26 protein-coding genes are annotated in these 25,410 nt (G+C 47.7%); 1 reads left to right on the top strand and 25 read right to left on the bottom strand.

Annotation, left to right across the window (positions count from 1 at the left end; all coding sequences use genetic code 11):
• Positions 1 to 38 precede the first annotated feature (38 nt).
• The 16 genes from B2U10_RS11425 to metG form a co-directional block, all read right to left on the bottom strand.
• Positions 39 to 311 (bottom strand): RNA-binding S4 domain-containing protein, encoded by a 273-nt coding sequence (locus tag B2U10_RS11425; RefSeq protein ID WP_023466556.1) that lies wholly within the window; start codon positions 309 to 311, stop codon positions 39 to 41.
• The gene (mazG, locus tag B2U10_RS11420) at positions 308 to 1,738 is read right to left on the bottom strand and encodes a nucleoside triphosphate pyrophosphohydrolase (RefSeq protein WP_290787802.1); all 1,431 of its coding nucleotides are present in this window, start codon (positions 1,736 to 1,738) and stop codon (positions 308 to 310) included. The genes B2U10_RS11425 and mazG overlap by 4 nt, the downstream gene beginning before the upstream one ends.
• Positions 1,735 to 3,282, bottom strand: a complete 1,548-nt coding sequence (locus B2U10_RS11415) for a putative polysaccharide biosynthesis protein (protein ID WP_056062004.1) — start codon at positions 3,280 to 3,282, stop codon at positions 1,735 to 1,737. Before B2U10_RS11415 ends, mazG begins: the two co-directional genes overlap by 4 nt.
• Positions 3,279 to 6,794: a transcription-repair coupling factor gene (mfd, locus tag B2U10_RS11410; RefSeq protein ID WP_290787799.1), complete on the bottom strand. Its 3,516-nt coding sequence runs from the start codon at positions 6,792 to 6,794 to the stop codon at positions 3,279 to 3,281. The genes B2U10_RS11415 and mfd overlap by 4 nt, the downstream gene beginning before the upstream one ends.
• A 57-nt stretch (positions 6,795 to 6,851) precedes the next feature.
• Complete coding sequence (gene pth / locus B2U10_RS11405; protein ID WP_035413235.1) at positions 6,852 to 7,409, bottom strand: aminoacyl-tRNA hydrolase; 558 nt, start codon at positions 7,407 to 7,409, stop codon at positions 6,852 to 6,854.
• An 87-nt stretch (positions 7,410 to 7,496) separates the two neighbouring features.
• The gene (locus B2U10_RS11400) at positions 7,497 to 8,453 is read right to left on the bottom strand and encodes a ribose-phosphate diphosphokinase (RefSeq protein ID WP_012368955.1); all 957 of its coding nucleotides are present in this window, start codon (positions 8,451 to 8,453) and stop codon (positions 7,497 to 7,499) included.
• Between the two features lie 55 nt (positions 8,454 to 8,508).
• Positions 8,509 to 9,858, bottom strand: a complete 1,350-nt coding sequence (gene glmU / locus B2U10_RS11395) for a bifunctional UDP-N-acetylglucosamine diphosphorylase/glucosamine-1-phosphate N-acetyltransferase GlmU (RefSeq protein WP_290787796.1) — start codon at positions 9,856 to 9,858, stop codon at positions 8,509 to 8,511.
• 167 nt (positions 9,859 to 10,025) lie between these two features.
• Positions 10,026 to 10,337 carry a septation regulator SpoVG gene (gene spoVG / locus B2U10_RS11390; RefSeq protein WP_056061995.1) on the bottom strand — a complete coding sequence of 104 codons (312 nt, stop codon included), beginning with the start codon at positions 10,335 to 10,337 and terminating at the stop codon, positions 10,026 to 10,028.
• 158 nt (positions 10,338 to 10,495) lie between these two features.
• The gene (gene purR / locus B2U10_RS11385; protein ID WP_056061992.1) at positions 10,496 to 11,335 is read right to left on the bottom strand and encodes a pur operon repressor; all 840 of its coding nucleotides are present in this window, start codon (positions 11,333 to 11,335) and stop codon (positions 10,496 to 10,498) included.
• Between the two features lie 69 nt (positions 11,336 to 11,404).
• Positions 11,405 to 12,265, bottom strand: coding sequence for a 4-(cytidine 5'-diphospho)-2-C-methyl-D-erythritol kinase (ispE, locus tag B2U10_RS11380; protein WP_035413228.1), 861 nt, complete (start codon positions 12,263 to 12,265; stop codon positions 11,405 to 11,407).
• Positions 12,266 to 12,360: 95 nt separating this feature from the next.
• A complete protein-coding gene (locus tag B2U10_RS11375; RefSeq protein WP_012368950.1) occupies positions 12,361 to 12,600 on the bottom strand; it encodes a Veg family protein in 240 nt (79 codons plus the stop codon).
• 84 nt (positions 12,601 to 12,684) lie between these two features.
• Positions 12,685 to 13,563, bottom strand: coding sequence for a 16S rRNA (adenine(1518)-N(6)/adenine(1519)-N(6))-dimethyltransferase RsmA (gene rsmA, locus B2U10_RS11370; RefSeq protein ID WP_290772530.1), 879 nt, complete (start codon positions 13,561 to 13,563; stop codon positions 12,685 to 12,687).
• Positions 13,560 to 14,117, bottom strand: a complete 558-nt coding sequence (rnmV, locus tag B2U10_RS11365) for a ribonuclease M5 (RefSeq protein WP_035413223.1) — start codon at positions 14,115 to 14,117, stop codon at positions 13,560 to 13,562. The genes rsmA and rnmV overlap by 4 nt, the downstream gene beginning before the upstream one ends.
• Before the next feature lie 66 nt (positions 14,118 to 14,183).
• The gene (locus B2U10_RS11360) at positions 14,184 to 15,455 is read right to left on the bottom strand and encodes a 3D domain-containing protein (RefSeq protein ID WP_290787791.1); all 1,272 of its coding nucleotides are present in this window, start codon (positions 15,453 to 15,455) and stop codon (positions 14,184 to 14,186) included.
• Positions 15,452 to 16,219 carry a TatD family hydrolase gene (locus tag B2U10_RS11355; RefSeq protein WP_290787789.1) on the bottom strand — a complete coding sequence of 256 codons (768 nt, stop codon included), beginning with the start codon at positions 16,217 to 16,219 and terminating at the stop codon, positions 15,452 to 15,454. The genes B2U10_RS11360 and B2U10_RS11355 overlap by 4 nt, the downstream gene beginning before the upstream one ends.
• A gap of 60 nt (positions 16,220 to 16,279) precedes the next feature.
• Positions 16,280 to 18,247, bottom strand: a complete 1,968-nt coding sequence (metG, locus tag B2U10_RS11350) for a methionine--tRNA ligase (RefSeq protein WP_290787787.1) — start codon at positions 18,245 to 18,247, stop codon at positions 16,280 to 16,282.
• Positions 18,248 to 18,571: 324 nt separating this feature from the next.
• Between metG and B2U10_RS11345 the strand changes: the two genes are divergently transcribed.
• Entirely contained in the window at positions 18,572 to 18,868 is a 297-nt protein-coding gene (locus B2U10_RS11345; RefSeq protein WP_023466531.1) for an AbrB/MazE/SpoVT family DNA-binding domain-containing protein, read from the top strand.
• A gap of 35 nt (positions 18,869 to 18,903) precedes the next feature.
• On the opposite strand, the gene rsmI is transcribed toward B2U10_RS11345, so the two are convergent.
• From rsmI to B2U10_RS11300, 9 genes are read right to left on the bottom strand one after another with little or no spacing between them, the layout of a single operon-like run.
• A complete protein-coding gene (gene rsmI / locus B2U10_RS11340; protein WP_290787785.1) occupies positions 18,904 to 19,761 on the bottom strand; it encodes a 16S rRNA (cytidine(1402)-2'-O)-methyltransferase in 858 nt (285 codons plus the stop codon).
• On the bottom strand, positions 19,758 to 20,012 hold the full coding sequence (locus tag B2U10_RS11335) for a GIY-YIG nuclease family protein (RefSeq protein WP_035413209.1): 255 nt from the start codon (positions 20,010 to 20,012) through the stop codon (positions 19,758 to 19,760). The genes rsmI and B2U10_RS11335 overlap by 4 nt, the downstream gene beginning before the upstream one ends.
• Entirely contained in the window at positions 20,005 to 20,742 is a 738-nt protein-coding gene (locus B2U10_RS11330) for a tRNA1(Val) (adenine(37)-N6)-methyltransferase (RefSeq protein ID WP_290787782.1), read from the bottom strand. Before B2U10_RS11330 ends, B2U10_RS11335 begins: the two co-directional genes overlap by 8 nt.
• 51 nt (positions 20,743 to 20,793) lie before the next feature.
• On the bottom strand, positions 20,794 to 21,144 hold the full coding sequence (gene yabA / locus B2U10_RS11325) for a DNA replication initiation control protein YabA (RefSeq protein ID WP_119182633.1): 351 nt from the start codon (positions 21,142 to 21,144) through the stop codon (positions 20,794 to 20,796).
• Positions 21,145 to 21,152: 8 nt separating this feature from the next.
• On the bottom strand, positions 21,153 to 21,983 hold the full coding sequence (locus B2U10_RS11320; RefSeq protein ID WP_029343044.1) for a PSP1 domain-containing protein: 831 nt from the start codon (positions 21,981 to 21,983) through the stop codon (positions 21,153 to 21,155).
• Between the two features lie 6 nt (positions 21,984 to 21,989).
• Complete coding sequence (locus B2U10_RS11315) at positions 21,990 to 22,982, bottom strand: DNA polymerase (RefSeq protein ID WP_035413204.1); 993 nt, start codon at positions 22,980 to 22,982, stop codon at positions 21,990 to 21,992.
• Positions 22,982 to 23,311 (bottom strand): cyclic-di-AMP receptor, encoded by a 330-nt coding sequence (locus tag B2U10_RS11310; protein ID WP_023466519.1) that lies wholly within the window; start codon positions 23,309 to 23,311, stop codon positions 22,982 to 22,984. Before B2U10_RS11310 ends, B2U10_RS11315 begins: the two co-directional genes overlap by 1 nt.
• Complete coding sequence (tmk, locus tag B2U10_RS11305) at positions 23,308 to 23,946, bottom strand: dTMP kinase (RefSeq protein ID WP_290787780.1); 639 nt, start codon at positions 23,944 to 23,946, stop codon at positions 23,308 to 23,310. Before tmk ends, B2U10_RS11310 begins: the two co-directional genes overlap by 4 nt.
• Positions 23,943 to 25,361, bottom strand: a complete 1,419-nt coding sequence (locus tag B2U10_RS11300; protein WP_290787778.1) for an aminotransferase class I/II-fold pyridoxal phosphate-dependent enzyme — start codon at positions 25,359 to 25,361, stop codon at positions 23,943 to 23,945. Before B2U10_RS11300 ends, tmk begins: the two co-directional genes overlap by 4 nt.
• Positions 25,362 to 25,410 lie beyond the last annotated feature (49 nt).

The following is a 25,410-nucleotide window of genomic DNA, read 5'->3' as shown; positions in this document are numbered from 1 at the left end:
CCCTGACACTCTTTAGTATACTTCCTTTTTCCGGTAAATTACATCGATTCTTCGGAATTCACCTTTTCTTCACGGATGATTTCATACATATCAGATGCTTCTTCTTTTTTCGCATGTTCTTTAATGCTTGAAATCGCAACTGTCACGATCTTATTTCCGAACCGAATCGTCATCTCATCACCTGCTGCTACCGTGCTACTTGCTTTCGCTACATTACCATTGATCGTAATCCGACCTTGATCAGCAACTTCTTTCGCAAGCGTCCGTCGTTTGATCAGACGCGATACTTTTAAAAATTTATCAAGTCTCATGACTGTTCCTCCTGCTTCGCTTGATGCCAGAGTGAATCTTGCTCTTCAAGCGTCATCTCAACGAGCGGTCGATCCGCTAGTTGTTCCATCCGTGTAAAACGGCGAATAAATTTATCATTCGTTCGTTGTAATCCTTCTTCTGCCGATAGACCGAGGTATTTTCCGACGAGTGTTATCGAGAACAGGACGTCTCCAAATTCTCCGAGTCGTTCTTCTGGGGCGGCTTCTTTCAATTCACGTAACTCTTCGATCACTTTTTCAAGTGCCCCCTCGACATCTGTCCACTCGAAACCGACTTTCGCCACTTTCTTTTGAATGTCTTCTGCGCGCATCAAAGCAGGTGCTCCTTTTGTCACACCATCAAGCAAAGAAGTCCGCTCCGGTTTTTCTTGTGCTTTGATGTCTTGCCAGTTCGACACAACGTCTGCTGAAGAATCAACAGTCGTTTCCCCGAAGACATGCGGATGGCGACGAATCATCTTATCGCTGACGCTTCCGATGACGTCTCGAATATCAAAATACCCTTCATCTAGACCAATTTGTGCGTGGAGCATGACCTGTAAGAGGACGTCTCCTAGTTCTTCTATTATTAAGTTATCGTCCTGAAGGTCGATTGCTTCCAGTAATTCGTAAGATTCTTCGATTAAATGACGTTTTAGGGACTCATGCGTCTGCTCTTGATCCCACGGACAACCACCTTCACCGCGTAATCGCGCGATAATCTCTTTTAAGGTCGCGAAGTCACGATTCAACGTCTGCTCATCCGTAACCGGTGGTACATAGACCGTCGTTAAGTTACTGAGCGTCGTCACATGATCGAGTTCATACAACGGTACGTTTTGAACGGTTTGCTGACTCGTACCTGCTGCTGTGACAAGAGTGACGAGATGTTCGTCCGGATAACGTTCCATCAACTGGACTTTTAAGTCGCCAGCGACGAGCGCGTCATAGACTTGCCCAATCAGTAGATGTTGACGAATCTGTGCTTCATCGACAGCAAATGCCGTTGCATCAAGTAACTGGAATCCTTCAATCGGATCCACGCCAAGTGCAGCGAACATCGGATCGAGAAAACTTTGTCCCCCTACGACATCGACATTGTCTGTCCGTTGCAACAACTGTTGCACAGTACTCTCAGCGACTAATGGATGTCCTGGAACGGCATAGATGATATCCGTCGTTTCAGAAAGACGAAGCAATTCCTCGACGATTTCTGTATATACGTCTTCAAACCGACTATGTCGTTCATAAACTGAGTCAAATGATGTAAAGTTCATTCCCTCTGTTGCAAGTTCTGAAACGACTGGATGATCCACTGTCCGCAAATAGACAGGTTGTGTCGTGTTTTTTAATAATCGATAGATGCCAAACGGCAATTGTTCGAGTTCGCCGACGCCAAGGCCGACGATCGTAATTCGGTGTGTCATATGCTCCTCCTACGTTGGTACATCTGATATAACTTATCTCCTAAAGGCAATAACGCCCACTCTTGTTCTGATAAGGCACGAAAGCGTAACGCCATACTGCCATAAATGATGGCACCACCGACGACAAGAACGCCGACTTCGAGTGCCGCACCGATTCGTGTCTCAAGCTCAAACAGCTGGAAAAACGTCTCGATAAGATACAGAAACACACCCATGGTAAGCACAGGTAAGACCAGTCTTCGATAAAAAACAGTTCCCGCAGATACACGACCGAACTTCCGGTTCAATAAAATCCATTGCGCTGCCGCCATGACGGCAAAACCTCCAAATGTCGCCATACCCGCCCCGATCATACCATATCGGGGAATGAAATAGAGGTTCAGAGTAAGCTTCGCCCCTAATCCGATAAGAACACCAACAAGCGCATACTTCTCGGCATCAACCGACTGGAGACAAGAGACGATCATCATCGCGATCGATGCGGCAAATGCCGTCGCTGCGAGCCAAATCAATCCCGCTGTTCCTTGATCATTTTGATATAACGCAATATTGAGCGGACGCATCACACCCATTAGCCCGATCGTCGCTGCAGCGGCAATCAATAAACCGGAACGGAGTAATGTCTCGAGTTGTTGACGCATCATCTGTGGATCGTGTTTCCGGTATGCAGTCGACAAGGCTGGCACACTCGCAAGGCTCATCGACGTCGCAAACAGAATCGCAAATTGCAGTAACGGATACCCACGGTCGAGTATTCCTTTTTCGATTTTTGTTTCCGTCGTATTGCCAAGTAGATTGACGAACGTTAATCCATCAATCAATTGCATCAGCAACAAGGCAAGTGACGCGATACTAACTGCTACACCGCTTGTCACCAGCACTTTTCCGACACGTCTTATATGAATACTCGAAAATACCGGACGACCGATTTTCCCTTTCGCAAAGCGTAACAGGACGAATAACGAAACGATGCTGCCGCCAATCGCCGTTAAATGAGCGCTCGCACCAATCCAGTAGGGGTCCGCCTGCATCGAGACACCGATATACGTCACGAGCAACAATAGTCCGACACGGACGGCATTTTCAGAGACTTGGGATACAGCCGTCGGTCGCATCTCAAGATCTGCTTGGAACATTCCTCGTAGAACAGCAATCACGGGTAGTAAATAAAACGTACATGTTACCGCACGCAGGGGCACAACCAGTTTTGCATCCCCGAACCACCCAGCGAGCGTCGGGGCGATCCACCATCCGAGCAGACCGAAAAAGACGGTCATGGCAAGTAAGACATAAAAAATCGACCAGAGAACTTCTCGTTTCTCATCCGGGTGGTGAAGCGTCAACTTCGCCACGATGACAGGCAGCGCATAAATGCCGAGCGCTGCCGCAATCGCAAATAATGGATAGACGGTCTGATAGACGTACAATCCGAAATCACCAGCGAGGTTCTGATACGGAATCCGGTAAAAGAAGCTGAGCAATTTTGAGATATAACTAGAGATCGCAAGCAGTGCTGCGCCTTGCGCAATCGTTCGTCTATTCATCGCCCGACGAGCCGGCGATCAAGTTCCGCCAATAATTGTTCTGCCTGCATCGTCATCTGTTGCGTCGACTGTTTGTTGCGGTTGAGGGTTAAGACGAGTTTCTCCTCTTGTTGTCCCATTCCAAGACCACGTCCCAGTGGAACAGTCCATTTAACGAAGTCCGCCACATCGAGTTGTTGTGTCGATTGGAGCGATAAGACGATCTCAATTTTCGGATCGGTTTGTTTAACACGCTCGACACGCGCCCGTTCAGCGAAAATGCGCATTCGCGTCAACTGGATCAAACGCGCGACCTCATCCGGAAACTCACCGAATCGTTCAAGCATTTCCGTTTCGAGTTGTTCGAGACTATCGACGGTATCAACATATTTCAAACGTTTGTAGAACTCGATTTTCAGCTCGGAGTCTGTCATGTAGTGCGATGGAATATAGGCATCAAGGCTGAATGTGAACTCAGGAACGAATTTCTGGATGCGTTTTTTACCTTTCATCCGTTCTTTCCGCTCCTCGACTGCTTCTGCAAGCATCTGCGAATAGAGATCGAAACCAACAGAATCGATGAATCCAGATTGTTGCGAACCGAGTAAGTTCCCGGCACCGCGAATCGACAGGTCACGCATTGCGATTTTAAAACCGCTACCGAGCTCCGTGAACTCCTTGATCGCCTGCAGACGACTTTCTGCCACTTCCGTCAATCGTTTTTGCGGACGGTACGTAAAGTACGAGTAGGCGACGCGACTTGAACGACCGACACGACCACGTAATTGATAAAGCTGTGATAAGCCCATTTGATCGGCGTCATGAACGATCAACGTATTGACGTTCGGGATATCAATCCCCGTCTCAATGATCGTCGTACTGACAAGGACGTCGGCATCTCCTTCGAAGAAGGCGATTAGCTGACTTTCGAGTTCGGTTTCCGTCATTCGACCGTGAGCCGTGACAATTCGTGCTTCCGGTACGAGGGCGCGAATCTCTTCTGCCTTTCGCTCGATGCCCTCGACACGGTTGTAGAGGAAGAATGCTTGTCCACCACGTCCGAGTTCCCGTTCGAGTGCTTCCCGCATGACGATTCCGTCGTATTCCATGACGTATGTCTGGACCGGATAACGGTTTTCCGGTGGTGTCTCAAGGACAGAGAGATCACGGATTCCGATCATCGACATGTGCAATGTCCGCGGAATCGGTGTCGCTGTCAACGTCAAGACATCGACGTTTGTCTTCAACTGTTTCAGACGTTCTTTGTGTTTAACACCGAATCGTTGCTCTTCATCAATGATCAACAATCCGATATCAGCGAATTGGACGTCTTTCGACAGCACACGGTGTGTCCCAACGACGACATCAATCGTTCCTTCTTTTAACCCTTGTTTCGTTGCCTTTAATTCTGCTGGCGAACGGAACCGGCTCATGACCGACACACGAATCGGCCATTCACTGAATCGTTCAAGCATTGTTTCGTAGTGTTGTTGCGCAAGGACGGTCGTCGGTACGAGCAATGCCACTTGTTTTCCAGACATGACTGCTTTAAAGGCTGCACGAATCGCCACTTCCGTTTTCCCGTACCCGACGTCGCCACATAATAGACGATCCATCGGACGCGGACGTTCCATATCTTTCTTGATCTCGGCAATTGATCGCAATTGATCGACCGTTTCCTCATATGGGAAGGAAGCCTCGAACGCTTGCATGTTATCGTCATCCTCTGGAAAAGCAAAACCGACGGCAGCTTCACGAGCCGCATAGAGCTTGATCAATTCATCAGCGATATCCTCGACCGATTTTTGAACCTTCGCTTTGACCTTTTTCCATTCCGTTCCACCGAGTTTATAGATTTTCGGCTCTTTCCCTTCAGCCCCGACGTACTTTTGAATCAAGTCGATCTGATCGACAGGAACATACAACGAGTCCTCTCCTGCGTAGACGAGATGGAGATAATCCTGATGATTACCGGCTACATCAATTGTCTTGATGCCATGGTACCGCCCAATTCCATGATGAATATGAACGACGTAATCACCTGTCTTCAATTCTTGGTAACTCTTGATCCGTTCAGCGTTCGTCAGCTTCGTCGTCTGCTTCCGGCGACGCGCCGGTTGCTTGAAGACTTCTTCTTCTGTGATGACGACGAGGCGCGCATTCGTCATCTCGAATCCACCATGAATTCCGCCAATCAAGATCGCTGGTTGACCACGAGTGATACCTTCTTTCGTTACAATCGAGGCTTCAACCCCATAATCGGATAACGTCTGGCGCATCCGCTCGGCACGTTCTCGGTTACTCGCTAAGAAGACTATCCACATGTCAGCGCGACGATATCGCTCGACTTCTTGCTTCAGGCGTTCCATCTGACCATGGAACGGCGCAATCGGTTTGATGCTGAAATGGATTGCCGCACTTTCCGGTACACCGCTCCGACGAGTCGGAAGGAGCGAGAGGTACAACAATGGTTGTCCTTCAAAGACATGTGTCATCGGAACGGACAGGACGTAATCACTGACGCTTTGTCCGCGTTCAATGAGCGACGCCATCCATTCTGCTTCCTCTGCATCCTGGACTTCTGCCGCTTCTTCAACCCGCGCGACTTCATCGACGATCAAGACGCTGCCTGTCACGTCTTGACGTAACGTCGACGTGTAGAGGATTGGTGCATACTTCGCGAACTGTTTCGGACGATCGCCGTTTTCTAACAACTCGACGTCGTAAGCAATCCCCTCTTCGAGTGCCGCGAGGACTTCCGTACTTTGGACGCGCTCTTTCGTCGCCTCATAAAGACGACGGACTTTTTCGCCAGCCTCCTTTAACTGATCCTTGGTCGCGAAGTGTTCGGCTGCTGGCATCAAACATGCTTCTGCGACAACACCGAGCGAACGTTGAGTCTCCGCATCGAATGTATAGATCGAGTCGATTTCCTCGTCGAATAGATCGAGCCGGTACGGGCGTTCAACCGTGAGCGGATAAATATCGATGATACTCCCGCGAACGGCAAACTCACCTGGTGTCGTCACGGTCGCTGTCCGCTCATACCCCGCATCAACTAAATCCTGGACGAAGTCTGGAATCGATAAGATGTCGCCTGGCTTCACCTGTTTAACGTGCGACAAGAACGTCTCTGCACCCGGAACATATCGGCGTAAGCCAACGAGCGGAATGATTAGGATCCCATCGTCCGTCGTCAATAAACGATGACGGGTTTCGATCCGCGTTGCTCGCAGTTCCGGACTCGCCCCGTAAGAAAGTTCCGCGGCTAATGTCTCATCGACCGGATAGAGCATGACGTCTTCTTCCGGCACGAGTTCAATCAAATCATCGTACAACTTTTGCGCTTGGAACATATTATGTGTCACGAGTACGAATCGACGTTTCGTCTCCTGATAAATCCCGGCGACGAACAATGCCTTTCCACTATTCATCAGACCAGTGATCAACTGAGCGTTGACACCGTCCCGGAAGCGTTCCCGAACCGTCTTGATTTCAGGAATCGCTAATAAGAGTTCTTGTAATTGTTTCATCTTCTTCCTCCTAAAACACGACAGCAAAAACGCTTTGGAACCCCCAAAGCGTTGCGTTCAGTTATACCGATTCATCAAAGCGAGAAACGGTGTGTCTATAAAGTCCGTCGCTACATCGACAGACGCATTGAGTACGTGTTGCAGACTTCCTTGTTCCGCCTTCGAAAAATTCATTAACACCCAGTCGATGACTTGGATTGGTGCCGGTGGTCGACCAACACCGAGTTTAAGACGCTTGATTTCCTGCGTACCGAGGTGCTGGATCAACGACTTGACGCCGTTATGACCGCCTGCACTGCCTTTCGAACGCAAGCGCAATTTCTCAAGTGGTAAATCCAGATCATCATAGATGACGAGCACATCCTCGACCGCGATCTTGTAGAAATCAAGTAACGGTCGCACCGCTTCACCTGATAAATTCATATACGTCAATGGCTTGACGAGCACGACACGTTCTCCGTTTATCATTCCCGTTCCGAAGAGGGCTTTAAACTTCGATTCTGAAAGCGTGATCCCGTGTTTCTCCGCTAAGGCATCGATCGCAAGAAAACCGATGTTGTGGCGCGTATTCGCATACTTCGCGCCAGGATTCCCTAATCCGACGATACATTTCATATCGATTCCTCATTTCTGTTTAAAAAAGTAAACGAACAAGGGTCCGATTTCAATAAACCGGACCACATCGTTCGTATGCATAAGCAATCAGCTGAAGAGCGGGCTGATTGATTTCTGTTCGTGTACACGGATGATTGCTTCTGCAAGCAAGCGTGCCACAGAGATTTGTTTGATTTTGCTTGCACATTCGCGTTGTGTTAAATCGATCGTGTTCAAGACGACGAGTTCTTCGATCGCTGAGTTCTCAATTCGCTCCATTGCCGGACCTGAAAGAACAGGGTGTGTACAACATGCATAGACTTGTTTCGCTCCGTTTTCGATCAAAGCGTTCGCTGCAAGTGTGATCGTACCCGCTGTATCGATGATGTCATCGATGATGATGGCAATCTTGCCATCGACTTGACCAACGATGTTCATGACTTCTGCGACGTTCGGTTTCGGACGGCGTTTGTCGATGATCGCGATTGGTGCTTTTAATTGCTCTGCTAATTTACGTGCCCGTGTGACACCGCCATGGTCTGGAGAAACGATGACGAGTTCGTTTGGATCGATATTCTTTTTCTCGAAATATGAAGCGAGAAGCGGTACACCCATCAATTGATCTACTGGAATATCGAAGAACCCTTGGATTTGTGCTGCATGGAGATCCATCGTCACGACGCGTGTCGCCCCTGCTACTTCAAGCAAGTTCGCAACGAGTTTCGCCGTGATTGGCTCACGTGAACGTGCTTTGCGATCTTGACGCGCATAACCGTAATACGGAATGACGACGTTGATCGTCCGTGCAGACGCCCGTTTCAGTGCATCGATCATGATGAGAAGTTCCATCAGGTTTTCGTTGACTGGTTGGCTTGTCGATTGAATGATGTAAATATCATCCCCCCGGACACTTTCTTCGATGTTCATCGAAATTTCGCCATCACTGAAGTGTTTGACTGAACTTTCGCTCACCGGGATTCCGATGACTTTAGCGATTTCCTCTGCCAGTGGTTTGTTCGAGTTGAGTGCGAAAATACGAATTTCATGTTCTAAGACAGTAGACATGTGTAGGTGGCCTCCATTTGTTTGGGTTTAGACGAGTAGAGCGACAAGTAATGAATTAACGATAATCGGGTTTCGTCGTTTGACGTTCCCGTGCGATCGCGAGACCGTTTTCCGGCACATCGTCTGTGACGGTTGATCCGGCAGCAACAAGGGCATTCTTGCCGACCGTGACCGGTGCAATCAAGTTGACGTTACAGCCGATGAAGGCATCGTCCTCAATGATCGTCTGGAATTTATTTTTTCCATCATAGTTGACCGTGATCGATCCACAACCGAGGTTGACGTTCTCTCCGATTGTTGCATCTCCGACATAGCTCAAGTGGGCTGATTTGCTACCTTCGCCAAATGTTGATTTCTTGATCTCAACGAAGTTTCCGACGCGTGTGTTCGCACCGAGAACCGCTTGCTGACGTAAATGCGCAAATGGACCGACTTGTGCCGCTGGACCAATCTTGCTATCCGTGACGACGGATTGACGAACAATGGCGCCATCTGCCACTTCACTGTTACGGATATCCGAGTTCGGACCAATCGTACATTCTGAACCAATGACCGTCTGACCGAGCAACTGCGTACCAGGATAGAGAACAGTATCTGAACCAATCGTGACGTCTGGTCCGATGTACGTCGAAGACGGATCAACGAACGTGACACCTTGACGCATCCAGTACTCATTCGTTCGCTTACGCATCGACGTTTCTGCTTGTGCAAGTGCGACGCGGTCATTGACACCGATCGTCTCTTCGAACGTAGGTGCCGCATACGCTGCGATCGTCTCGCCTGCTGCCTTTGCAATCTCAATCACGTCTGGTAAGTAATACTCACCTTGCGCATTATCGTTCTTAACCTGCTTCAGCGTCGCGAACAACATCTCATTATCGAATACATACGTACCGGTATTGATTTCACGAATCGCGAGCTCTTCTGCATTCGCATCCTTATGCTCGACGATTTTCGAGACGTTTCCGTCTTCGCCACGAACGATACGTCCGTAACCTGTCGGATCGTCAGCGAGTGCCGTCAAGACGGTCACTTTTGCGTTTGTCTCCGCATGATGTTGTAACAATGAAGCCAGTGTGTCACTCGTCAAGAGTGGTGTATCGCCACAGACGACGAGCGTTGCTCCCTGTTCGTTCCCGAGTACGGGTTCTGCCATTTGAACAGCATGTCCTGTGCCAAGCTGCTCACTTTGAAGTGCGTATTCCACCGATGTGCCAAGCACTTCTTTGACGGATTCCGCACCGTGACCGACGATGACGACCTGTCGCTTGACGCCGAGCGTCGCTAATTGATCGACGACGTGCTGTACCATAGGTTTCCCAGCGACTGGGTGAAGTACTTTGTAAAGCTTAGATTTCATCCGAGTTCCTTTACCCGCTGCTAGAATTACCGCGAAATGATTCATCCTTGTCGCTCCTCCACGTAAATTAGTGTTGATTTCGTTCTGAAATAGTACACTCGTTCCAACTATAACGAAAATGGCATCGTTATTCAATGATGGGACGAAGCGGAATCGATGAAAAAACGAGAAAAAAGACAGGTTTTCCCAAGAAGAGAAAACCTGTCTTTTTCTTATGCTTGATCTGCCGTTTGGGCAGAAGAGACTTCGTAACCGATGCCTTCTTCTTGATCCTCACGTGCCGCATAGGCTTCGAGTACTGAATCTTCGACCTTTTTTCGCATTAATGCATTGATTGGATGAGCGACATCCCGGAAGATACCTTCTTGCGTTCGTTTGCTTGGCATGGCGACGAAGAGACCACTGTTCCCTTCGATGACACGCAAATCATGTACCACGAATTCGTGGTCGAGCGTAATAGAGGCAAGTGCTTTCATTCGACCCTCTGCTACGACGCGACGAATTTTAACGTCCGTAACGTTCATTTTGTCCGCACCCCTTTAACCGTTGTCACAACTCTTCGTTGTCTACTTCTACTTACGGCTTAAAACAAACAAAGGTTTAGTCTTTCCCAATCTTTTTACGCATAATTTCCAAAAGTTTGATAATTACAGTATAGTTACAATCCATGCGGCTGTCAATTTCAGGTAGTCTCAGCTTCCGAGAAATAGTGGTCGACGTTTCCACGCTTGACTTGGATTTGACCATGGTCGACGTCGACGTCCGCTAATTTCATTAAGCTGACGTATTCGTTGACCATCTTCTTCTCAGCACCCTCTGCCTCGATCAAAACACCAACACCTGCGACCTTTGCTTCAAACTCGCTTAAGAGACTCATCATTCCGCGAATCGTTCCGCCAGCTTTCATGAAGTCATCAATCAATAAGACATTCGCTCCACGTGGTAAACTTCGACGCGCGAGTGCCATCGTCCGGATCGCTTTTGAAGAACCCGAGACATAGTTGATGCTGACTGTTGATCCTTCCGTAACACGACTATCTGAACGCACGATGACGAACGGTACACCAAGTTGCTCAGCGACTGCATAAGCAAGTGGAATCCCCTTCGTTGCGATCGTCATGACGACATCGACTTTCTTTTGGCTAAAGACAGATGCAAACACTTGTCCCATTTGTTTGACCATCTTCGGATCTCCAAGTAAGTCCGTCAAATAAAGGTATCCCCCCGGTAACAGTCGGTCTGGACGAGCGACACGTTCACATAGATCATCGATGAACGGTAACGCCTTCTTACTGCTCCACGTCGGAATGAACATGACGCCACCCGCAGCACCTGGTACTGTAACGAGACGACCTGTTCCCTCATGTTCTAACATCTCGCTGACGATATCTAAATCTTCACTGATCGACGATTTCGCCGATTTATAACGTTCTGCAAAAATCGTCAATGAGACGAGATGATGGGGATGGTCAAGCAAGTACCGCGTCATGTCGACCAATCGACCACTTCTCCGAATTTTCATTTGTTTCGTTCCACCTCTCCGTAATTCCGAATATTCAATAGTGAATATATCATTTTCATACGGATATTATCAATGGTTTTCGCCTAAAAGACGAACGACGTAGACTTCGTTACAAAAGCCGCGTAATCCATTATAGAGACGTTGTGCCCGATTTTCATGCTCCGTTAGAGCAAAGACCGTCGGACCACTTCCGCTCATCAAGACGCCTTCTGCGCCACAACTTGCCATGAATTCCTTGATTTGCTCGACTTCTGGGTGCATCGGCAACGTGACCGCTTCGAGAACATTACCGAGTGATTGGCAGATGGCTTGGAAATCTTGCGCCTTCACCGCATCAATCATTGCTTCGACGTTCGGACGTTTTGCCGTGTTCAAGTCGAGGGCACCATAGACGTCAGCTGTTGAAACACCGATCGTCGGTTTAGCAAGAACAACCCAGCATGGGGGTGGTGAGACAAGTTTTTCTAGCTTCTCTCCGCGACCCGTTGCAATCGCTGTTCCACCCATGACACAAAACGGGACGTCAGAGCCCACTGCTGCGCCGACTTCCGCCAACTCTTCAAGCGTCAAACCGAGTTGCCACAACTCATTTAATCCGCGTAACGTCGCTGCCGCGTCACTGGATCCACCAGCGAGTCCGGCTGCAACTGGAATGTGTTTCTCTAAGAAGATCTCTACTCCTGTCTTGACGTCGTATTTTTCTTTTAAGATCGCTGCTGCTTTATAAGCAAGATTACGTTCGTCGTTCGGAACGTAAGCATGCTGGGCATTCATTCGAATTTCTCCTGACGGCAGCTCCGTCAATTCTAGACGGTCTGCCAAATCGACTGTCGTCATCACCATATGTACATCGTGATAGCCGTCCGGGCGCTTTGCCGTCGCATCCAGGACTAGGTTGATCTTGGCCGGAGCCTTTACAATAATCGTCATCGTGCCGTTCCTCCTCTAGTTCGTTTCCTGTAGGAATTGTATCAACCTTTCCACAAAAAAAGAAGCGAACATTTTGTCCGCTTCGGAAGGTAAGTTTACGAATTCGCAAATTCGATTTGTACGGAGTCTGTTAGCACGTCGGCGTAGCTATAAGAAACTCGCTCGACATTGTGGCGCTCTGCGTCTAGCTTGACTACAAACACCGAAGGATACGTCTCAACGAGCGTTCCGATTCGGGTTACGACCTTTTTACGACCGCCGCTTGCTTTTAGCGTCAGTCTTTCACCAACATGTGTTTCGAAAACATGTCTGATTTCGTTCAACGTCTTTGGCATACGCTTCACCTCACTAATATTTATTATAGCATATTAAATAAATATTAGAAAGGGGAAATATTATATCTGTTCTACTCGTATCCGTCAACGTTTTTTAATTGGCAAAAGTGCATCCGCTAACTGTGCGAATTCCTGTAAGCTGAGCGTTTCTCCGCGACGACGCGGTTCGATTCCAGCTTCTAACAACGCCGCTTCGACCGCCGCTTTTTCCGTTTTCCCGAAGTGTGTCGTCAAGTTGTTTAAAATCGTTTTCCGACGTTGTGCAAAACTTGCTCGGACGATTTCAAAGAAGAGTGCCTCATCCTGTGTCTGTACCGCTGGCTCTTTTCGAATGTTCAAGCGGATGACTGCTGAATCGACGTTTGGTGCTGGAATGAAGACTTGTTTTGGGACCGTGAAGCAGACTTCAGCTTCCGCATAGTATTGAATCGCAATCGATAGAGATCCATATGCTTTCGTGCCTGGTTTTGCACCGATTCGTTCAGCGACTTCCTTTTGAATCATCATGACGAGCGTCCGAAACGGTGCTTTCGCTTCAAGGATCCGCATGATAATCGGTGTCGTGACATAATACGGGAGGTTCGCGACGACGGCAATGTCGGTGATGCCTTCTTGCGTGAACTCTTCAGCAACGATCGTCGAAAGATCGAGTTCAAGAGCATCACCGTGAATGACCTTCGTATGGGGATATGGTGCAAGTGTATCATCAAGAATCGGTAACAATCGTTGATCGATTTCAAGAGCAACGACTTTTTTCGCCTGTTTCGCCGATTGTTCCGTCAATGAGCCGATTCCTGGTCCGATCTCGAGTACACCACTCTCAGGCGTTAATCCAGCTGCTCCGACGATGTTTCCTAATACATTTAAATCGATTAAAAAGTTTTGCCCTAACGATTTTTTAAACGAAAAGCCATGTTTCGCTAAAATTTCTTTCGTCCGGTGCAATGTAGCAATGTCTTTCAAACTTCTTCCTCCTCTAGTTGTTTCAACGCTGCTTCCCATTCCGCCAGCGTGATTCGGATCGATGCGACACGTTTGACGAGTTGTTTTGCATTCGGTTCACCAATCGCAAGAATCTGACCGAGACGACGACGACGGATCGAGGCTGCTGGTCCACCAATCAAATCAGCTGCCAAAATCATCTCACGTGTCACTTCGGCAACCGGTGCTTCTTCCGTCTCATAGACAGCAGCGAGCGCCTCTTCGATTGCGGCAGGTGAGGCATGTTCAACACCAATTTTACCGCGCTTATCTTTTGCTTGAGCACGCGGAAGATAGGCATGTTTACAGCCTGGTACACGTTCATTGATTCGGGCACGGATACGATCTCCTGGAAAATCAGGATCCGTGAAAATGATGACACCGCGTCGTTCGAGGGCCTTCTCAATGCGTTGCATCGTCTGTTCATTAACGGCTGAACCGTTCGTTTCAATTGTATCGACATCAAAGACTTCTTGTAATCGTGTCGTATCATCTCGTCCTTCGACGACGATGACTTCTTTTAAGCGTTTCCGCATGATCTCTCCACCTTCTTCAAACACTCTCGTAATTGTACCTGTTTCCACGAAAAAAACAAGGAAGCGTCACGTGTCCGCTTCCGTTGCACTAGGAATGACCCAGACTTGCAGTTGTTTTCGACCGAACATCTTTGCTTTTTGTTCACCATCGACTAAAATATCAATCTTATTGCCTTTAATGGCACCACCTGTATCGAGAGCGATCGCAAGACCAACCCCTTCGACGTAGACCTTCGTACCAAGCGGAATGACCTTCGGATCAACCGCGATGATCGGCAAACCTTGATAGGTGATCGTATCGGTCACGTCATACCCGGTCGCTGTCAAGGCACGACCATTGTACAAACGACTGCCGTTCGAAGCTGGGTCGTTCGTATACGCCGTCGCTTCGACCATCAAGCTCTTCGCACTCTCAAAATCAAGGTCCGCATCGGCTTTCGGTGTTTCCGTTAGCGGATTGGTCGCTTGTTTTTCGTTGAAGACGGGCGCTTCGATTGGTGTCTCAATCGGTTTTGTCCCGACTTTGACGACTTGTTTGATCGGCGTCCGTGTCACTTGGTCATCAATCAGTTTTTTCTCTTTACTAAGACCGTCAGCTAACGTCAATTGATACTTTTTCGTTCGGACACCCGGACGACCTGATGTCGTCACCAGTTGCTCGCCTTCCGGTAAGGTCGGATCCTCGACTTCTTCGATCTCAAACGGAACGAGTTGATCCTGTGTCAACATCGCACGACGTGTCGTGTTGACCGTAATCAACGTCCCTTCCGTCACGCGGGTATCGGGATTTGGAGCGACCCGATCTTCCTTTTGAAGACGGATTCCTTCCCGTTCTAACAATTCGCGGACCGTCGTTTCATACGTGTAGAGTTGTCGGGCTTTTCCCCCGACGACGAGATCAACGGGAAAAGCTTCGCGGTACCGCACCGTCATACCACTCGTCAATACAGCGTCAGAAGACGGATAGATATCATCCGTGTCGGCTTTCTTGATACCGCGCTCTGCAAGTAGATCCTTTACTTGACGCGCCTGCGTCCGGACGCGACGGGACTCACCGTAGCCCATGATCAATGTGATTTCTTTTGCCCGCTGAATGACGATTAATCGTTTTTTCGGCAGGTCGGCACTAAGAGCCGGTTCAATCACATCATTGTCACGCGTCGTAATGCCGGCTTCTTTGAGAACGCCATAAACAGAATCAGCCATTGTCTTCACCTGCTGCTCTTGTCCATCAATCAAAACTGTCACGGTTCGTGGATGATCCATCATCCCATAGACGAGTGCAGCCGCAAGTAGCAGGCTGCACCCGATTGTAATGAACGTCAACGAACGCATCATGGCAAACGGAAGACCCGTTTTGCATTTTCCGTTGTTGCTGCTTCCACATCGGCATACATCATGCCACGGAGCTGCGCAATTTCTTCAGCGACGAACCGAACGTAAGCCGGCTCGTTGCGTTTACCGCGGTGTGGTGTTGGTGTCAGATACGGACAGTCCGTCTCAACGAGTAAACGATCGAGCGGTACTTCCTGTGCAACACGTTTTGGCATTTTCGCGTTTTTGAACGTAACAGGTCCACCAAGTGAAATATAGAAGTTCATCGCTAGGCAACGCGGTAACAATTCAGCACTCATACTGTAGCTATGCAAAATACCACCGACTTCTTTTGCATCCTCTTCTTCAAGGATTCGTAACGTATCTTCTGTCGCTTCCCGGTTATGGATGACGATCGGTTTTTTCTTCTGCTTCGCGAGACGGATCTGTTTGCGGAAAGCTTCCTGTTGGACGTCTTTCGGTGACGTATCCCAGTGGTAGTCGAGTCCGATTTCTCCAAGCGCAACGACTTTTTCATGATCCATCAATTGTTCGACCTTTTGATAGGCTTCCTCATCAAAATCAATCGAGTCGACGGGATGCCATCCGATGACCGCATAAAGATCATCGTACGCTTCGACGAGTTCCATCGCGCGGTCGATTGTCTTATGATCAAATCCGACGACGATCATCGGTGAAACGCCGTTTGCACGTGCCCGCTCGATCGTTTCATGAACGTCTTCCGCGAATTGGTCTGCATTCAAGTGAGTGTGTGTATCGATTAACATATCTTATTCGACTCCTTCTTTAAAAAAATGCCTGTGACATGAAGTCCACAGGCATCGGTTTTATTTTACGCTTGCGCCGTTTGCCATCGTTGATGGGACCGTCGCGAGTTCAAGTTTTCCTGCTTTCTCAGCAGCAAGGACCATTCCTTGGGAGAGTTCGCCACGTAACGTGACCGGTTTTAAGTTCGCTACGACGATGACCTTACGTCCGACTAAATCTTCCGGCTCATACCACTGCGCGATACCTGAGACGATTTGGCGTGTTTCTTTGCCCATATCGACTTGTAACTTCAGTAGTTTTTTCGCCTTCTTGATCTTTTCAGCCGTCACGACTTCACCGACACGTAACTCGATCTGATCAAAGACATCGATCGTCGTTTCCGGACGGACGTCTTCATCAGCCTCTTCCTCCACACGTGCTGCAGAAGCTTGATGCATCATGTCGACGATTGCTTCGACCTCTTCTTTGACATCGAGACGTGGGAAGATTGGTGTCGCTGTACCAACTTTTGTTCCTGGTGTGATGTCTGCGAATTTCTCGAGCGCTGCCCAGTCCATCGCTTGTCCGGAGAGACCAAGTTGCGCGAAGATCTCTTTTGGTGAACGCGTCATGAACGGTTGCAACATGATCGCCACGTGACGTAAGACGCCGACGAGATGCACCATGACCGAACCGAGTTCCGCCGTTTTGGATTCGTCTTTTGCAAGAACCCACGGTTGTGTCTCATCGATGTATTTATTGGCACGGCTGATTAATTGCCAAATGTTCGATAGCACGACAGAGAATTCCATGTGTTCCATCGATGCTTCGACTTTCGTGACCGTTTCTTTTGCAAGATCCGAGAGTGTCGCATCAAACGGTGTCACATTGCCTGTATAGGCTGGGATCTCACCGTCAAAGTATTTCGTGACCATCGCGATCGTTCGGTTGAGTAAGTTCCCAAGGTCGTTTGCTAAATCGTAGTTCATCCGCTCAACGAATGCTTCAGGTGTGAACATACCATCTGAACCGAATGGAACTTCGCGTAACAAGTAATAACGAAGGGCGTCAAGACCGTAACGATCCGTCAATGGGATCGGATCAACGACGTTCCCTTTTGATTTCGACATTTTTCCGTCTTTCATCAACAACCAACCGTGTGCGAAGACTTTCTTCGGTAATGGGAGATCAAGTGCCATCAAGAGTGCCGGCCAAATGATCGTGTGGAAACGAACGATTTCTTTTCCAACGAGATGAACATCTGCTGGCCAGTACTTATCGAAATTACCATGATCGTCCGTACCATAACCGAGTGACGAGATATAGTTCGTCAACGCATCGATCCAGACGTAGACGACGTGCTTCGGATTCGATGGGACTTGTACACCCCAGTTGAATGTCGTCCGTGAGACCGCTAAGTCTTGGAGACCCGGTTTAATGAAGTTATTGATCATTTCGTGTTTACGTGATTCTGGCAAGATAAATGACGGATTCGCTTCAAAGTACTCAAGCAGACGGTCCGCGTACTTGCTGATCCGGAAGAAGTAACATTCTTCGCGAACGAGTTCGACTGGGTGTCCACTATCGGGGCTCTTTCCGTCGACGAGTTGTGATTCCGTATAGTACGTCTCATCCGGAATCGAATACCAACCTTCGTATTCACCTAGGTAGATATCGCCTGATTCAAGAAGTGTCTCGAACACTTTTTCGACGACTTTCTTGTGACGTGGTTCTGTCGTCCGGATATAATCATCGTACGAGATGTCGAGACGATCCCATAAGACTTTAATCTGCTCGACGACACCATCGACGAATGCCTGTTCCGAGATACCTGCTTCTGCTGCTTTTTCCTGGATCTTTTGACCGTGCTCATCGCTACCTGTCAAATACCGGACGTCGAATCCTTGAAGTCGTTTGTACCGTGCCATTGCATCTCCAGCCACCGTCGTATACGCGTGACCGATATGTAGTTTTGCACTTGGATAATAAATCGGGGTCGTGATATAAAATGTCTTTGCCATGTTATTCCTCCGTTCTCTTATTTCCATCTTCATTATAGGCTATTATACGCTGTTACGGGACTGATGTCGAAATTCACTTTTTGTCGAATCGAAACATTTTTTGACATCAGACATCAAATTACAAAAAAACACACTCTATAGTTTCATTTCCTTTAAAAAGGGAAAATATATTAATAAATCGTTTCAAATATGGGTTTTTTGAGAAATAAATGACATTTTGATTTCAAGCTATTCAGATTGGTTGACTACTTTTGGAAAGTCTAGTATTCTACATTCTATAGAAACGATGTCGAATTTTGACGATTTTTCAAAAGAAAAAGAGATCCATGACATCAAAGGAGGAACAACAAAATGAAATCAACAGGTATTGTACGTAAAGTAGACGAGCTCGGTCGTGTCGTAATTCCAATCGAATTACGCCGTACACTTCAAATCGCAGAAAAGGATGCCCTCGAGATCTATGTCGACAACGAACAGATCATCCTTAAAAAATATAAACCAAACATGACTTGCCAAGTGACAGGTGAAGTATCAGAAGATAACTTCAAATTGGCTGATGGTAAATTGATTCTTTCACCAGATGGCGCACAACGCGTTCTCGTTGAATTAAAAGATTTCCTCGATCGTCATTACGCAAGCAACGAATAAACAAAAAAGGAAGCTCCTTAACGGGGCTTCTTTTTTTAATCTGCTTCGTGAAACGCGAGGTACAGTTCCTGACGATCCAGTCCTCGTTCTTTTGCGACACGCTTCAACGCTGCATTCGGCTTTTCGCCCTCTTCGATATACCGACGGATTTGCTCGAGCGGATCACTGTCTTGAATGACGGCATCCGGTCGTTCTTCGTTTGATCCTTCGACAAGGACGACGAACTCACCTCGAACGTCTTCTGCTGCCCAAGCGCGTAATTCACTCACACTTCCACGAATATACTCTTCATACCGTTTCGTTAGTTCTCGGGCTAACGTCACCTGGCGATCACCAAGTACTTCTTCGATCCCTTGCAACATCTCTTTCAATCGATGCGGTGCTTCATAAAAGATGAGTGTTCCTGATTCGTATTTCAATTGCTCTAACACTTCGCGGCGTTCTTTTTTCTTTCGTGGCAAAAAACCATAATACAAAAAGCGTTCTGTCGACAGACCGGACGCGACAAGGGCTGTCAATGCAGCGTTCGCACCCGGAAGAACGATGACAGGAATATCTGCTGCGATCGCTTGGCGGATCAAATCGCTTCCCGGGTCCGAAATACCGGGCATCCCGGCGTCGGAGACGAGGGCAATTTGCTTTCCCGCCTCTAAATCAGCGAGTAGTCGTTCGCCACTTGTTTGTTTATTGTGTTCGTGGTAACTGACAAGCTTCGTCTCAATCGAAAAATGCCGAAACAGTTTCATCGTCTGCCGGGTATCTTCTGCTGCGACGATATCAGATTCCTGTAAGATCCGGACAGCTCGATACGTCATGTCTTCTAAATTGCCGATTGGTGTCGGGACGATATAGAGACCGACTCCTTGCTGTTGATAGCTACTTGTCGCTTTCATGAGGTTCCTCCTTGAATCAAACGCTCTTTCTGTGAACGTGTCAATTGTTTAATCGCGTATTCCCGCTTCATCGCTTCTGATTTTGTCGCGAAAATTTCCTCATGAACGAGGACGACCGGCAGACGGGCACGTGTATACTTCGCCCCCTTGCCTGCATTATGTGTTGCGATGCGTTGCGTGACGTCTACCGCGTAACCCGTATAATACGTATCATCTTGGCAACGAACGATATAGACTGCATGCTCAGACATCGAACAGTTCCTTCATCTGAGCCGCATACGAGTTGTCCGCTTCATAGACGATGAACGGGGAAAGAACCTTCAGTCCAGGTTTTGCATCCTTGATCCCCTCGATCAAAAGCATGTTCGCTTCCTTCCCTGCCTTCGGATAAATCAACTGCATCCGTTTCGGTTCCAAGCGGTATGTTCGCATCAAAGTGACGATATCGAGCAGTCGTTCCGGTCGATGGACGAACGCTGCCTTTCCGCCTTGTTTTAACAAATCAGATGCACCACGAATACAGTCTTCAAGTGTACAGAGGACTTCATGCCTTGCGATCGTATAATGTTCACTTTGGTTTTGGTTTGATGTCTCGTTGGCTAAAAAATAAGGCGGATTACAGGTGACAGCATCATAGATGCCGTATCCAAGACGTGCCCCCGCCTCTTTGACGTCACCATCAATCATCTCAATCTGGTCGTTCAGTTCATTCAAGTTAATGCTACGTCGCGCCATCTCCGCTAGTCGCGGCTGAATTTCAAGACCCGTGATCTGCCCTTTCGTCCGGTAGGATAAAAAGAGTGGGATCGCACCGTTCCCAGAGCAAAGATCGGCAATCCGCCCCTGTTGAATTGGAATCCATGCAAATCGTGCGAGCAATGCCGCATCGAGTGAATAGGAGAAGACGGATGGACTTTGAATGATTTTCCCTTCTTGTCCTAAGAGATAATCAAGTCGTTCGTCTGGTAATAGTTCAAACATGTCGTGCCTTCCTTTCCGAAAAAAAGACTGACTCATGTAGAAGTCAGCCTCTCAATGTTTCGTTAACATGGATAAGCAGAAGAGACAATCGCCGTCTTTTCGTACTTGTCCATAATGCAAGTTACAGATGTGGAACCCTTCCTGGTACAATCGTCCGAGATTGTCATAGCCCGCACCAACGCCTGCTTCCGCTTCTTCCGCTTCCGTGACCGGCTGTTGTTCATCGCGTTCGACTTTTTCCCGAAGATGATGATTCTCCAGATACAGATGTTGGTTCTCTTCCATCATGTAAGCCAGCTGATCCTTTAACACGCTCAGATGCTCAGTCAGCAAATGAATCTGTTGCTCAATCGCATCGACACGCGTAATGATTTCTTTTTTATCGACTCTCTCCACGCGTATGCACCCCGTTATTCTTTTGGTCGTTTTGGTTTTACGGCACCAACGGATAATAGTTCTTCCATCGAATACGTCAAGACGCGGGAACGATCCTTCAGTTCAATTTGAACGACTTGATCGAGGATGTTCAAGCCAACGACGCGTCCTTCGCCTTCAGGTACCGTCAAACGTTTTCCATAGTCCGGCAAGTCACGGCGCATCTCTTCATACGTATCGTTCTCATATTTTAGACAGCACATTAAACGACCACACACCCCTGAAATCTTCGTCGGATTCAACGACAGGTTTTGATCTTTTGCCATCTTGATCGAGACCGGTTCGAACTCACCAAGGAAAGATGAACAACATAAGACACGACCACATGGACCAATGCCTCCAAGTAACTTCGCTTCATCTCGAACACCGATTTGACGGAGTTCGATGCGTGTCCGGAAAACAGCCGCTAAATCTTTGACGAGCTCACGGAAGTCAACACGTCCTTCTGCCGTGAAGTAGAAGATGACCTTATTGCGGTCAAACGTGTACTCGACATCGACCAATTTCATATCGAGTTTATGTTCACGGATTTTTTCGACACATACCGCATGCGCATCAAGCGCTGCGACTTTATTTTCGCGGACGATCATTGCATCTTTATCGTCAGCAATTCGAAGAATGGATTTCAGTGGCAACACCACATCTTCTTCGTCCATTTGTTTATCGGCGATGACCACTTCGCCATATTCAATGCCCCGTACCGTCTCAACGATGACTGCTTGTCCTCGTGATAATGACTCTTGTCCAGGTGCAAAATAATAAATTTTGCCCGCTTCTTTAAAGCGAACGCCTACTACTTCTAGCATGTCGCTCTACCCTTTCTGTAAGTCAAACATGAGACGCTCAACTGTTAATTGGGGATTAACATTCGCTTCGACCCGTCGGACTGCGGCAAGCACAGCTTGTAACCAGCGGGTGATCGTCGTCTGGCTCTTGGACCCCATCTGTTCAAGTTGGGGTTTACTATTCGTATAGGTCATACCTTCCCACGCCGGATTCAGTTTCAGGCGTAAGACATCCTCGAAGAAACAAGTGACGAGTTCAAGACCAATTCGGACATCCTGACGGTTCTTGAATTGTCCCATCCATTTCTCTTGTACGAACAGTGGTAAATCAGCCGGACGATTCGCTAATTCCTCCATCAATTGTAACACTGACGCTCGCGCATTTACAAACCAGTCTTCGAGTAATGCTTCTTCTGCATCCTCGACTTTTGGATAGACACGCGCTGCCAGTTGCGTCAACTCGTGGTCCCGTCCCGTTTTTTCAGATAAAACCTCGCCAATCATTTGACGATCTGCTGGACGAAAACTTAATAACTGTCCCCGCGATCGAATCGTAGGTAAAAGGAGTTGAGGTTGATTCGTCAACAATAAGGCAACTTTTCCTTCTCCTGGTTCCTCAAAGAACTTCAGCAAACTGTTCGCTGCTTGGGGAGTCATCTTATGGGACTGTGTAATGACATAAATCTGACGATCGCCTTCAAGTCCTCGGAGTGAGAGATCATGCATCAATTGTTGAATCTGTTCTTTTTTGATGGTCGCGCCATCTGGTTCGATTTCATAATAATCGACCAAGTTACCACTTTCCATCCGCCGACAGCTACGACAGACACCACATGGCTCCACATCGACCGGGGTCTCACAAAAAAGGCTTTTCGCGAACAAGTGAGCCGCTTCAAGTAGAAGCGGCTCATAGTCTCCAGTGAAGATATAAGCGTGATTGATTCGATCGTTTCGTAACGAATTTTGAAGAATCGTCGAAATGACCGATTGTGTCTGTTCCAGTTCATGAAACGTCTGCATTAGAATTGGTGAAACCCTTCGATTGGCAAGACGAAGACCGTTGCCCCGCCTACCTGGACTTCAACAGGGTACGGGATATAAGAATCGGCATGACCACCCATTGGTGAGATTGGAGAGACCATCTGTTCACGACTCGAACAATTCTTTTTGATCAATCGTAACAGATCATCGAGACGCTCACTCTGTACACCAATCATGAACGTCGTGTTTCCCTCTTTAAGAAAACCACCTGTCGTCGCTAGTTTCGTTGCTCGGAAATCATGCTCGACAAGCGCTTCCGCCAAACGTAAGCTGTCTTTATCTTGAACAATCGTAATGACCATTTTCATGAGAATCTCTCCTTTTCTTCTAAATACGTAATGACATCTTCCACTAAGTCCTGATGAATCACTTCAATCGATCGATTGGCTTGTACAATCTGTACCCGTTCTGGGTCCGATGCCGCAATCTGTTTGAAACCATCATAGACACGGGCACGAAACGCATCATCTCGTTGCTCGATTCGATCAAGTGCTCCCCGGTCCATCATTCGTTTTTTAGAATCCGTTACCGTTAAATCAAATAAATACGTCCGGTCTGGCGCTAATCCACCTGTTGCAGAATCATTGATTTGACGCACGAGATCAATCGGATGTCCAAGCCCATATCCTTGATAGGCAAGTGAGGCATCAACGAATCGGTCACATAAGATGATTGTGCCTGCCTCTAACGCCGGTCGAATCAATTCTTCGACATGCTGGGCACGAGACGCTGCATACAGCAGAATTTCCGTCATCTCTTTCATTTCTTCAAAATCAGGATTTAAAATCAATGAACGAATTTCGTTCCCAACGCGTGTGCCACCTGGCTCACGGGTCATCATGACATTATAGCCCTTTTCTTTTAACACATCATTAAGCAATTGTAGTTGTGTCGTTTTCCCGGCACCATCCGGTCCTTCGACAGTAATGAACGTACCTTTCATCTTTCAAACCCTTCCTCTATGACGCGTAACGCTCCTTGTTGCAATTGTTCGCCCCCTTGCAAATGAACGGCTACGGTTTGATAATGTCGTAAACGTAGTACCTGTTCCGCCGTAATGCGTTCGCCTCTGACGATCAACGGAATGCCTGGCGGGTACGGAATAATGGTTTCGAGTGAAACATGACCGATACACTCATCCAGCTGACGGAACGTACCTGTTGCTTGTTCTAACTGTTCATAAGAACAAGCTAAAGCAGATACCTGTATTTTACCCATAATTGGTTGCTCGATATACCTTTTCAAAGGAATTCCTTCTGATTTCATCATTTGAATGGCGCGTTCGACACGATGAACCCAGTCATCCTGCTCAGACTTTGCTAGCGGACGAAGTGGCAAAATACAGACGACGTGATATCCTAGAGCAAATTCCGCATCGAGTTGAACAGCTCGTAACGCGTGCAACAACGCATCTCCTGAATATCCCTCATACGTTAATGTCATCCGTGACCAATCATCGAAGCGAAGGACGGTCATATGATCGAACCGTTGAAGTGATTCGATAAACGCATCGTGACTAACCTGAATATCTGACATACCTTCAACTGTCCATTGTTCACGATAGGAACGGGCATAGTCTAATGAAGCCAGTAACAAATACGAAGGACTTGAGGTTTGAAACGCTTGGAGCGCTCGCTGTAACTTTCTTCTCATCTTTTCCGAAAATCGCTCGTGCATCCATGCTCCCATCGTCAGTGCAGGAAGCGTTTTATGGGCAGACTGGACAACAGCGGTTGCTCCTAATTCAAATGCAGAACGAACACCAAATGCTTTACCGAAGTGTGCACCGTGTGCTTCATCCACTAATAAAGGGAGTCCGTGCGACGTCGTGAGCTGAACGAGTGACGTGATATCAGCCACTTCTCCGTAATATGTCGGTGAAGTGATAAACACGCCAACTCCTCCTGGATATTTCGTAAACGCTTCCTTTAATGTTTCACGTGAAACATGACCACTGATTCCCGTTTCTTTATGGGTATCTGGTTCAAGAAAGATCGGTTCGATTCCTAACCATTCGAGTGCATTAAATACCGATTTATGTGAATTACGCTGTACATAAACACGCTCTCCTCTTGTTGCTACAGCTGCAAGCATCGCCCAGTTCCCAACAGTCGAACCATTCACAAGGAAATGACTCGCTTTTGCATCGTAGACTTTTTGAAGCAAAGCTATTGCGTCTGCAATAGCCTCTTCCGGATGATGAAAATCATCTAGACCAGGTAATTCTGTGACGTCCCATTTAAAAAAGTCAGGAAGAGGTGTCAGAGTCCCATTCTTATGTCCAGGAACATGCCATGAGATGGGCGTTCGATCTAAGTGACGTTGAAGTGCATATACAATAGGAAGTTCGTGTTTCATGAAAAAACTCCTTTTCCTTTAAAATGATTACACAAAAAGACCGACCTGC

Origin of the sequence: Exiguobacterium sp. UBA7533, assembly GCF_002479335.1 — a bacterium.
Lineage (GTDB): Bacteria > Bacillota > Bacilli > Exiguobacteriales > Exiguobacteriaceae > Exiguobacterium_A.
The sequence above is the reverse complement of the archived record's forward strand: the minus strand, read 5'-3'. Positions and strand labels throughout refer to the sequence as shown.